The organism is Lysinibacillus sp. SGAir0095 (genome assembly GCF_005491425.1).
In the GTDB taxonomy this organism is placed as follows: Bacteria; Bacillota; Bacilli; order Bacillales_A; family Planococcaceae; genus Ureibacillus.
The window spans coordinates 2,664,646-2,676,473 of sequence record NZ_CP028083.1; the positions used below are offsets into that span (position 1 = coordinate 2,664,646).

Annotated in this window: 11 protein-coding genes; 5 read left to right on the forward strand and 6 right to left on the reverse strand. The window is 36.0% G+C overall.

Annotated elements, in window-relative coordinates; translation table 11 throughout:
- Positions 1-48 precede the first annotated feature (48 nt).
- From C1N55_RS13115 to C1N55_RS13135, 5 genes are all read right to left on the reverse strand, one after another.
- Positions 49-1,884 (reverse strand): peptide ABC transporter substrate-binding protein, encoded by a 1,836-nt coding sequence (locus C1N55_RS13115; protein ID WP_137729249.1) that lies wholly within the window; start codon positions 1,882-1,884, stop codon positions 49-51.
- A 33-nt stretch (positions 1,885-1,917) separates the two neighbouring features.
- The gene (locus C1N55_RS13120; protein WP_137729250.1) at positions 1,918-2,985 is read right to left on the reverse strand and encodes a dipeptide epimerase; all 1,068 of its coding nucleotides are present in this window, start codon (positions 2,983-2,985) and stop codon (positions 1,918-1,920) included.
- A 12-nt stretch (positions 2,986-2,997) separates the two neighbouring features.
- The gene (locus tag C1N55_RS13125) at positions 2,998-3,792 is read right to left on the reverse strand and encodes a M55 family metallopeptidase (RefSeq protein WP_137729251.1); all 795 of its coding nucleotides are present in this window, start codon (positions 3,790-3,792) and stop codon (positions 2,998-3,000) included.
- Positions 3,789-4,394 (reverse strand): M15 family metallopeptidase, encoded by a 606-nt coding sequence (locus C1N55_RS13130; protein WP_137729252.1) that lies wholly within the window; start codon positions 4,392-4,394, stop codon positions 3,789-3,791. Before C1N55_RS13130 ends, C1N55_RS13125 begins: the two co-directional genes overlap by 4 nt.
- A gap of 425 nt (positions 4,395-4,819) precedes the next feature.
- On the reverse strand, positions 4,820-5,869 hold the full coding sequence (locus C1N55_RS13135) for a DmpA family aminopeptidase (RefSeq protein WP_137729253.1): 1,050 nt from the start codon (positions 5,867-5,869) through the stop codon (positions 4,820-4,822).
- A 258-nt stretch (positions 5,870-6,127) separates the two neighbouring features.
- On the opposite strand from C1N55_RS13135, the gene C1N55_RS13140 reads away from it, so the two are divergent.
- From C1N55_RS13140 to C1N55_RS13155, 4 genes are all read left to right on the forward strand, one after another.
- Positions 6,128-6,301, forward strand: coding sequence for a hypothetical protein (locus tag C1N55_RS13140; protein ID WP_036201682.1), 174 nt, complete (start codon positions 6,128-6,130; stop codon positions 6,299-6,301).
- A gap of 185 nt (positions 6,302-6,486) precedes the next feature.
- Positions 6,487-6,777, forward strand: a complete 291-nt coding sequence (locus tag C1N55_RS13145) for a hypothetical protein (RefSeq protein ID WP_137729254.1) — start codon at positions 6,487-6,489, stop codon at positions 6,775-6,777.
- Positions 6,778-6,961: 184 nt separating this feature from the next.
- A complete protein-coding gene (locus C1N55_RS20800; RefSeq protein WP_137729255.1) occupies positions 6,962-7,231 on the forward strand; it encodes a Parvovirus coat protein VP1-like protein in 270 nt (89 codons plus the stop codon).
- A gap of 152 nt (positions 7,232-7,383) precedes the next feature.
- A complete protein-coding gene (locus C1N55_RS13155; protein WP_137729256.1) occupies positions 7,384-8,406 on the forward strand; it encodes a threonine aldolase family protein in 1,023 nt (340 codons plus the stop codon).
- 110 nt (positions 8,407-8,516) lie between these two features.
- Here the strand turns inward: C1N55_RS13155 and C1N55_RS13160 are convergent, their stop codons facing one another.
- Positions 8,517-10,091 (reverse strand): sensor domain-containing diguanylate cyclase, encoded by a 1,575-nt coding sequence (locus C1N55_RS13160; protein ID WP_137729257.1) that lies wholly within the window; start codon positions 10,089-10,091, stop codon positions 8,517-8,519.
- A 392-nt stretch (positions 10,092-10,483) separates the two neighbouring features.
- Between C1N55_RS13160 and brnQ the strand changes: the two genes are divergently transcribed.
- Positions 10,484-11,794, forward strand: coding sequence for a branched-chain amino acid transport system II carrier protein (brnQ, locus tag C1N55_RS13165; protein WP_137729258.1), 1,311 nt, complete (start codon positions 10,484-10,486; stop codon positions 11,792-11,794).
- Positions 11,795-11,828: the final 34 nt, after the last annotated feature.

Consider the following 11,828-nt stretch of genomic DNA (forward strand, 5'->3'; position numbering starts at 1 on the left):
TTAGTCATCTCCTTCTTCATTACAATAGTTAAAATCTATTTTTTAAAACTATTCTTCTGCATTGGCCAGCGCTTCTGCACGTTCTTGTTCCCAAGCGGCTTGTGCTTCTTTAAATTCTTCGTTACTCATTGGCTTATCTAATACTCTTTGGCCTTTAAACTTCTCAGCCGTTACACCAAATGGAGAGTATTGTGCTTCAAATGGATTTAATTTGGAAGCAATGTATCCTGTACCGCCTACTGCATAAGGAATAACAAATGCCTCTTCAATAAGGAAGCTTTCTGCTTCAGCAAATAGTTCATATCGTTTAGCTAAATCCATTTCTGCTTTAGCAGCATCTACCATGTTTTGATATTTTGATTTTCCATTGGATTCTGTATATCCTTCTGCAAACTCAGGCTTATTATAAGATCCACCTTCAGTAAACGGATCAGTGTAAGAGGCAGGGTCTGCATAATCAGGTCCCCAGTTTACTTCTAATAATGCAAATTTACCTGGTCGACGTACTTCACCTAAGAATCCAGTAGAAGGACCCGCTTCTACTATCACATCAATGTAGTCTGTACCTAGTAAGCCCTCAAGCTGTTGCTCCACCACTTGTGACCGGTTAGCCCAGTCCGGAGAACCCGAGTTATATGGCATTAACACTTTAACTGGGAATGTAGCTTTTCCATCAAGTTCAGCAATTGCTGTTTCTTTAAATTCTTTAGCTAAATCTCCATCAAATGAGTCTGTACTTGTAATATCCGCTAATGGAGCTAATTGTGTATAATCAACGCCATCTACATCGACAAAGTTCTTCGGTGTAATTGAATTATTCAGCATATCTTCCGGGTTGTAAGGTTCTGTTGTCAACATTGCCGATACTCGGTCAAGTGCATGGAAAAGTGATTTACGGAAGTTTTTGTTGTTTACAGCCACTTTCCAGTTTTCTGGTTCATATTCAGCATCAAATTGTGGATCAAAGTTTAATGCATAGAAGTAAGTATAGAAGTTATTTTGACTTTGACGTACTTGAGATTTTTTCTCTTCATCATTAAACCATTCATCGATAACAGATGTTGGGATTAATGCTGAGTCAACTTCTCCACGTAAGAATAATTCCGGTGCTACAGTACCAGCTTCTTTATTGTATTTATAGCGAATACGGTCAATTAACACATTTTCTTTATCCCAATATGTGTCATTTTTTACTAGTACACGTTCATTTTGTGGTTCAAATTTGTCTAGGATGTAAGATCCGTTGTATAGGAAGTTTTCTTTAGTTGTCCCAAAGCTTTCTCCTTTTTCAGCTAAAAATTCACCATTTACTGGGAAGAAACATACATAGTTCAACATGGAAAGGAAATATGGTGTTGGATTTTCCATAGTGTATTCAATTGTGTGATCATCTAATGCTTTTACTCCAACTTCTGCAAAGTCTGTAACTTCACCATTATAGAAAGCATCGCCGTTTTTAACGACAGTTGCAATCCAAGCAGTTGATGATTCATTTTTTGCATCAAGCACATAATTTAAGCCATCTACAAAGTCTTGTGCCACTACATCTGCATACTCTTCTCCTTCATTCGTTACCCATTTGACACCTTCACGAAGTTTAAAGGTCCATACAGTGTTATCTGCATTTGCAGACCATTCTTCCGCTAAACCTGGTTTTACAATTCCATACTGGTCGTACTCAATTAAGCCATCTACTAAATTTGCTGCAACTGCAAATTCATTTGTTTCAGAAGTTTTTAAGTAATTAAGTGTTTTAATCTCTCCTGAATAAACTGTACGGTATTCTGAAACTTCTCCTTCAGAAGACTCGTTTTCTTTGTCGCTACACGCTGCTAGAACTAAGACAGTAACTGTAGCTAAAAGCAATAACCACAACTTTCTCATAAAACCCCTCCTGTTTCTTTACTATCTCTTTTTTTATAATGAAAATCCGATTCCAGGTTCACTTGACATTGTAATGATTTGTCCATTAAATGTCGGACCACCTATCACAGGATCATTCATACATAGCAAAGGCCCATCCAAATCAATCATCGTGATGTTTTTCTGAGATGCAGCAAAATGAGCAGCAGCACTTACACTAATTTTCGTTTCTAACATGCAGCCAATCATGCATTCAATGCCATTCGCTTCTGCAATATGGACAATTTTTTGAGCTTGATAGATTCCACCTGTTTTCATTAACTTAATATTAATTAGATCAGCAGCCCGTTTTTCAATTAGCATGATTGCCTCCTTTGGAGAAAAAACACTTTCATCTGCTAAGATATTGGTTAACGTATTGGATGTTACATAACGCATTCCTTCTATGTCACTAGAATGAACAGGTTGTTCCACAAGCTCGATATTTGTATTGGCATCCTCCAGTGCACCAATTATTCGGACAGCTTGCTTAGGTGTCCAGCCTTGGTTAGCATCTACTCGTAAAGTGGTATTTGGTCCAACTGCTTCACGTATTGCAATAACACGTTCAATATCACCAATTGGATCCTTTCCAACCTTCACTTTGAGTATGTTGAAACCTCGTTCAACTGCACTTAGGCTATCCTTAACCATCTCGTCCACATCATTCACGCTTATCGTGATATCTGTAATCAGTTCCTTTCGGTAGCCGCCTAATAATTTATAAAGGGGTGTCTTATAATGTTTTGCATACAAATCATAAATCGCCATGTCAACCGCAGCCTTAGCGCTGGTATTTTTAACTATACTTTTTTCCATTCGCTCCATGATTGCAGCAATTTCCTCTATATCCATTCCGACAATTGCTGGTTTAATAAATTCAGTAATGGCATGTGATATTGATGCGCTTGTTTCACCTGTAATCACCGCTGTTGGTGCAGCCTCGCCGACACCAATGTGACCATCATCCGTATAGATATAAATTGCAATATTTCGAATATTATCTACAGTTCTTAGCGCTGTTTTAAATGGTGTAATAAGTGGTGCTTCTACCACTCCTACTTGAATATCTGCTATTTTCATTCCATCACCTATCTACGTTAAAAACTGTAATATACGTAAAACTTCATAATAATCATCTGTTACAAACTCTACAGTATTATGCGGCTTAAAAGTCGCCCCTGGGTAGAACGAATTACGAAAGGCACGAGCATGATCACGGTAAACTATTTCGACTACAAATTTTTCAGGCAGCTTTACTTTTAGCGTTTCGCGGTCAATCCGCATGGCTTCTTCTACTAATATTTTAGTTTCTTTAATAGTTAATTTCGGACTTACACTAACTGTTGCACTACCAATGCCTTCTTTAGTAGCAAAAGTAATGATATTTTCATTGAAATCATGAATTTCTTCTGTGAGACCAACATCCCCACTTACAAAGGCGACCGGTACTCCATATAAACTAGCTGCATAGGTATTTATTAAAAATTCACTGACATATTCGCCATTAATTTTTACATCTGCATTCACTACTAATGTGTGAGCTAACGGATTACGATGACTCCCGCCTTTACTGTGGTAGCCAATAAAAATAGCACGGTCAAAGCTTTCATCCAAACCTGCTACCATACACATCGGGTCACCAGTCCACCCTCGGATGACCTTACAATTTACCGGTAAATTTGATATATCAAGATTTCGAGCAGAATCGTGGGCATCTTTCAGCAAAATTTCTGTAGCACCTCCTGCAATTGCACCTTCAATAGCTGCCTCTACTTCCTTTGTCATTTGCTTTAAAAAAGGTTGAATATCTTGTGTATTGAGCTCTGTCTCAATCCAAGCCGTTGTACCAGTAATCCCTTCTATATCTGCACTAATATAAACTTTCATAAATATCGAAACTCCTTTATTTGATTTGTCTCAATTATTGCTTCAATTGCTCCATACTTCGCTTCCGTTGCATTCACTCGCCTTGCCCAGGTTACATTACCATAGTCGTAATGCCACCATTCCTCTGAATAATTCGTAAATCCAACAGCTGTCATCGCATGAAATAAAATACGCCTATTCCTCAAGGCTTCTTCATTTTCATTCGGATATTGCTCATAATAGCAAGTTGCAGATTTTTTGCTCATTTCATCAAATGCACTTCCAAGATCTAACGGGTTTCCTGCTAAATCACCTAAGGTTAAATCAAGAGCTCCACCTGTTAAATGAGGAGAGGTTTTATATGGTTCTATACTTGGAAATGCAACAAATTTCAACGTTTCTTTTAAAACATCTTCTTCCGAAAAATATGGATTTCTTTTCTTTATAACTTGTGAAAATAATTGGAACAAATATTGTTGTACCTGAAGTGGTCTATAACCATCATATAAAATGAAACTATAGTTTTGAGGCAATAGATTTAATGCCTCAATCAATCTCTCATATGTGTTTTTACGAATATAAATCGATTTTAGACTATCGGGAATTCCTTGTTCATAATACATCGATTTTGAAAATACTCTTGGATGAACATCTACAAGATTTACTATTGGTTCATAACTCTCACAAATTTTAGGATTATGGATGATAGCAGACTGTTCTACTCTTGGAATTGGAGTATAAATCTTTTCTAGTATTGGAAATCACCTCACACTATGTAAGAAAATGTATCAAAGAATATGAATATTTTGATTATTCCGTATTTAAAAACAAATCTATCATACTTTACATTTTTTTACTAGGTATTAAATAATATTTATGGAAATTAAATATTTATTTAACATTATTATGTAATAATATATTTCTGCCATCTATTTACCTCGAATGTTACTATTTAAAAGATGTATCCAATTCCAAAAATTACATTTTATATATAAAAAAAGTTATTTAAGGTCTTGGAATTCCTTAAACAACTTAATATACCTAATATTTAAAATTCATATGCATGAACCACATTACCATTTCGACCAGTAGTTGTTTCAGCTTGAGAAAGGGAGTTAAGAATAGCTTCTTCAGTAGTTTCTGCCGCTGCTGCAAACAATTGGTTCATAACTGGGTGATCCTCACGCAGCTGTGTTCGGCTTTCAATCACTTCATTTGATGAATGAGGATTCTTGTGTGCAGTTGTAAAGCCAATCACAATATCACCACTTCCGTGCGCAAAATAGCTTCCCGTTCGCCCCAACCCAATACTGCAACGTTTAATTACACGTGTTAATTGCCTACTGCTAAGGGGTGCGTCTGTTGTAAAAACAATCATTATTGATCCGTCTGTAGGAGAAATTGTGGACTCAATTTGTTTGGATGATAGCTTATAGTTTTCTTTTGCAAACTCTGTGCTCTTTCCGAAATTAGTTAATACCAAACATCCAACCGTAAATGACACTCCAACGTCTTCATCTTCTACAATACGGGAAGATGAGCCAATTCCACCTTTGTATCCAAAGCAAACCATCCCTTTTCCTGCACCAACTGCTCCTTCCTGAACAGCTCCAGCTGATGCTTTCTCAATTGCTTCAATTGCATGACTAGGAGACACATAACACTCTCTTATTGAATTTAAATGGCTATCATTACATTCCCCAACTACAATATTAATGGTGCCGGTTTTGATTCCGATTTCCTTATTAGAATCTAACATGTATTGAAGTGTTCCTTGAGTTACATGAGGCACACTAAAGGTATTAGTTAGCATGATTGGTGATTCGATCACACCGAGTTCATTTACCTGGATAAGCCCGGTGGATTTTCCAAAGCCATTTATTACATAACTCGAGGCCGTCACCTTATTTTGGAACAAATTCCCGCCATGTGGTAATATTGCTGTTACCCCTGTACAGGCATATTCACCTACTTTTCCTAGTTCCTTATCTAACGTTACATGGCCGACCTTAACACCCGAAACATCAGTAATACAATTTTTCTTTCCAGTTGGAAGGTTTCCGATCTTAATACCTAATTCACGCACTTTTTTGCCCATATGTACACCCCTTTAAAACTATTCTATGTACGCCATGTTTTGCCCTTATCCTATTAAAATAAGCTATTATTTAACTTCCACAAAAGACATTTAATTCCTTCTTTGAATACAGACTCAAATTTTTAACCCTTACTTCTCGTTATTATGTGTTAAGACAATACATTTAAACAAAGAAAATCGAATAGTTACTGTGTTTCAATGTCATAATAGGGATGGTGATATTAACACCTACTAACTTTCGATGTGGAGGAAACTTTTATGAACAATTTTCGTGAAGGCTTAATTCCAACTGTACTTGGATCAGCTGTAACTGCAGCAGGGTATGCTATGAAACAAAAGGGTTCTAACCAAATGTTGGCGAATACCATTTTCGGGTTCGGATTAGCACATATAGTCTTAGGTGCAATTGACCTAGTAGAACATCGTCGTTAGTAGCACCAAAGAGCACATTTTGTGCTCTTTTTTCTTTGTTTAGTATTGGCTTTATTTCACTTTTCTCTAAACCTAACCATCATGATTGTTTTTGGTTATTTTTTACTATTAAACTTTTAAGCCTTTCCTCATTGGCTATAGAAAGTAAAAAATTGATACAATGAAATAAAAGGCAGGTGGAAGATTTGATAGATGCAATCGGGGAAACATTGGGTATTATCATAGCCACAGTAGTCATTTGCTCTGTTGTATATTTTGTATTACTCGTTGTTTTTCGAATTATTTCAAATATCTTTTATTTCTTCAAGTGGTTGAAGATGACACCTGCAGAACGTACCTATGAAAAACGCGTTAGGAAAAGAAATTCTCAATCTAAAAGCTCAAGTGGATGGTGGACTTTCGACTCTGGGAGCGGTGGTAGTTCAGACTGTGGCGACAGTGGCGGCGATGATGGCGGTGGTGGTGGCGGCGATTAAGCCACTAAACCATTTTATATTTTTAGTGTATTAACCTCGAATTCCTTTCATAAAGGCGTTTGAGGTTTTTATATAGACAAATCTACAATACAGTTCCTTGTATAAACTAGTTGAAAAGCCCTTACTAGACTTGTCAGAGACACATATGCTAGTAAAACTAGAAATTAGAAAAGAGGTTGTACTTATGAGACCCGGTAGAATTGGTTTCTGCTATCCGGGATACCGTTATTGTGGACCTGGTTGCTCTGGCCCAGGCTCCCCTACAAATCCCGTGGACGCTTGCTGCAAATTCCATGATGAGTGCTATTTATACAATAGAGATAGAAGAACTAGAAGGTATTGCGACGATTTATTTCAGCAATGTTTACAACAATATTCCTTCATGAACAATAAGCTCGGAAAAGATGCTAGATTATTTTCAGGGGCTATTAATATGAAGAATTTTTTCTTTTAATATATACAGGCATGACTACTCAATGAAAAGTATTCATGCCTAGCCTTACAATCTCCTCTTTAATTTTTTTCATTTAATCTAATTTTCGAAACATCTTGAATTTAGAAATTAATGTTATACTAATTAAAAATAGCAAAGAAGGTCCTCTGAAAATGAAATACAGTTTTAAAAATGATTATAGTGAACTTTGCCATCCCGACATATTAGAAGCCTTGCTAAAAGCTAGCAACGAACAAAATAACGGATATGGATTGGACAAGCATTCAGAAGATGCAAAGAAATTAATTCGAGAAAAGCTGGAATGTGATGATTGTGACATTCACTTCGTAACGGGGGGTACTCAAGCAAATGCTTCTGTTATATCTCATATATTGCGTCCCTATGAGGCTGTATTAGCGTGTAGTTCTGGCCATATTAATGTTCATGAAACCGGTGCAATTGAAGCAACCGGTCATAAAGTTTATACTGCTCCGGGTATAGATGGAAAGCTAATTCCCGATGATATTGAAGCTGCATTAAAGTACCATCAAGATGAGCATATGGTGAAGATAGGGATGGTTTACATTTCTCAATCGACAGAGATTGGCACAGTCTATAGTGAAGCTGAATTGAAATCATTATATGATTATTGTAAAGAGAATCGTTTATATCTGTACATAGATGGCGCACGCCTTTCAAGTGGTCTTGCTGCAAGTGATGTAGAATTTAACCACCTAAAAGATCTTTGTGACGTCATGTACATCGGCGGAACTAAAATAGGCATGCTAAGTGGCGAAGCAATTGTGATTTTCAACGAACAGGTAAAACCCTATTTCAGATATCACATTAAAAATAAAGGGGCAATGCTGGCAAAGGGTTATGTATTGGGTATTCAGTTCGAAGCAGCATTTAAAAACAACCTTTACTTTGAAATGGGTATGCATGAGAACGAATTGGCAAGATATCTAAGCAATGAGTTAAAAAGCATAGGCGTACCTCTATTAAACGAATCACCAACAAACCAAATCTTCCCTATCTTTTCTAAGGAACAGGTTGAGCAATTACAAAAACTTTATGCTTTTGAAATTTGGGCGCCTGTTGAGGACAAAATTGCAATTCGCTTTGTTACTTCATGGGCTACTTCAAAAGAAGTTTGTGTTGAACTAATTGAAGATATCAAGACCATAATCTCGTAAATAGTGGGCTATCTACAAAATAAAATGCAATTTGCTCCTTCGCAAATTGCATTTTTGATTTCCAAATAGTAACTATATTAACTAAACAGACATTTAATTTATTCATTACATTAAAAAAGCTCTTCTTTAGCTATTACCACACGATTTCGCCCTAGTTTTTTCGCTTCGTATAGTGCATTATCTGCTACTTCGATTAATTTTTTTGAATTTCCTGCTTGTTTAGGGAACCCTGCAATTCCTGCAGAGAATGTTACAGTTTTCCCTATTGGGCTAGTTGTGCCTTCAACATTTTTACGTAGATGCTCTGCAATGTCGTAGGCTTCCTCAACACCTGTCTCAGGTAATAAAATAATAAACTCTTCTCCCCCATATCGACAACAGAGATCTTGTTCCCTCACGGTTGTCCTCATTTGAATGGATAGAAATTTTAATACATCATCTCCAACAGCATGTCCATAGGTATCATTGATTGATTTAAAGTGGTCAATATCCAACATAATCACCGAGTACATTTTGCCTTGAACCGTCCAAGAATGCAGAACTGTATCCAATGCCCGTCGATTCGTTAAGCTTGTAAGAGGATCAATTGTATTTTCATCCTTTAAAATGCTTACTTGACCATGTAAGAATGAAAAACTTTGAATTAAGGCTTTTTTGATTTGCGATGCTTCATAATACCAAGCATTCAACCTGTTTATATTTCCCATTTCACTTTCATTGATACTATTTTCTGTAAGTGTAGCAATCTGTTGTAATGGTTTTGTGATTTTTGCAGCCAATAATAATACAATGATGATGGAAATTATAAGTAATGGCAATTCGAAATAAAATGTTGTTAAAACTTGATTACCTACAGAATTAATCGCTACCTCGTGTGGGGTCTGAACAACTACCCCCCAATTCGCTTTCTCTAAGGGACTAAAACCAGCAAGCATCTCCTCATCCCATTGATTGGTAACAAGCTGTGCCCCACTATCCCCCTCTTCTATTCTTTGTACCACTTTATTATTTGAAACATCCACGCCGAGTCGTGACTTCACGAGATGATAAATAATTTTACCGTTTGAATCCACTACATATACATTTGAACCATCCTGATATTGATGTTCGCCTAAAATACTCTCAAAGAAGTTTGACTCATGAATATAAATACTACCGTTCACAACCCCCTGATAGTTTCCGTTACTTGTGAAAATCGGATAAGAGACAGTAACTAATAACTTTCCAGTTGTAGCCCGAAATGGATCAGAAATTGAGGGTACTTGATTTTTTATTTGCTGGGTACCTACTTCTGAGGTTATGACAGTTCCTTTAAGTCCATTTTTTTCAGGTGCCCCTGCTAGCATTAACCCATTCTTGTTAGCTATAACTACAGAATTAAATGCATTCTGCTGATATAACAGGCGACTCGCCTCATAATTTAATAATTCTTCATTATCCATTTGATCGGCAATTTTTGCAGCACTGTACTCAAGTACTTGTAATGACTGATCCAAATATAAATTCACAATTTGAGATAGTTTTAATGCATAGACCCGATTTTTTTCTAAGGTCTGATTTTCCAATACATTAATACTCCTTTGATAACTACTATAAAGGCTACTTGCTAGAGATAATAGAAAGGCTAAAATGATTAACCCGATCATTAAATATTTTAGTTTTAATTTTCCACTAAGATTATGCATCCTCTGTTCCCCTAAAAAGACTTTATCAATAAGTTTAATACTAATTATTAATTTTATTATAATTGGAAGACCATTTTTATGAAAGGAGAACCCTACCTAATACTAATTTCATTATTATCTAGTAAGAGGATTTCTAAAATTAATTTCTTCCATTAAATATTATCTTCTCAATAATTTATCTGGCGAATTAAGGTATACATTAGGTGAAGTGTAATAATATTTGTTTGCGTACGAATATTCAAAAGTCTCTATTTTATAACAAAGCCATTAACTATTATTAGCTAACTAGCAACATTCAAAATAAATCTACTATTTCTACTATTTGAATAGTTATGGATTCAACGATTCTTTGTTGTTATAATGCATTGAATTGTATCAAAAAGGAGACATCTATGAACACACTCTCGTATAAAGAATTATTATTTATAGCTTTTATGTTATTTTCCATGTTCTTTGGAGCAGGAAACTTAATCTTCCCTGCCTTTTTAGGAAATGCAGCTGGGACAGAAATGTGGATTTCACTAACCGGGTTTATTATTACTGCAGTTGGTTTACCTATATTAGGGGTGATTGCTGTAGGGAAGGCAGGTAGTTTGAATACACTTTCAACAAGGGTACATCCGTGGTTTGCACTGTTCTTTCCATTCCTCATCTATCTATCTATCGGGCCTGGATTAGCTATTCCACGTGCAGGTACAGTCGCCTACGAAATGAGTATCAAACCATTTTTAGCAGAAGAATTATCGAATAGTTCGATGATGTTGCTTATCTATACAATCATTTTCTTTGCTATCGTTTTATATTTAAGTCTATCTCCATCAAAGCTAGTGGATCGATTCGGAAAGCTATTAACACCTGTCTTACTAATCTTAATTGCGATTATTTTTGTCAAAGCTATTTTGACGCCTGCTCAATCCTTTGCAGCCCCAACAGAAATCTATGCTAATAATGCTTTTTTCCAAGGTTTCTTAGATGGATATTTAACAATGGATGCTTTAGCAGCATTGGTTTACGGTATTGTTGTGGTAAATACTCTACGATTAAAAGGTATTAAGGACGATTCTTCCCTTTCGAAATATATGTTATTTGCGGGAATAGGTGCCGGTATGTTATTGGCAATTATTTATAGTATCCTTACGTATCTAGGGGCTTCCGTCTCCGGATTTAAACAAATGGATAACGGAGCAGAAACTTTAACACTCGTGATGAACGAATTGTTCGGACAAGCGGGTAATATCATTCTTGGCGCTTTATTTACAGTTGCTTGTTTATGTGTTTCCATCAGTCTAATTATTTCATGTGGAGAATACTTTTCACGTCTTATGCCATTTTTTGCTTATAAAACATGGGCTACAATCGTAGCGGTCATCAGTTTTGCGATTGCAAACTTAGGTTTAAATCAAATTTTAGCCATTTCTTCCCCAATTTTAGGTGCAATTTATCCATTAGCCATCGTTTTGATCATTTTGGGGTTATTGAATCGTTTTGCGAATCCATCTATTTATCTCTACGGTATTATTTTCACAGCCATCTACAGTATTATTGACACAGTAAATACTACACTCTTAGGTAGTTCATGGTCTGGAATTTTAAATTCAATTCCTCTTTATGAACAAGGTGTCGGTTGGATTTTGCCAGCAATTATCGGTATTATGATAGGTGCAATTATTGAAAAGCTTAAAGGACCTATTCATGTAAAATAATAAAAAAAGTACCCTACTTGAATGAAGTGCTCCC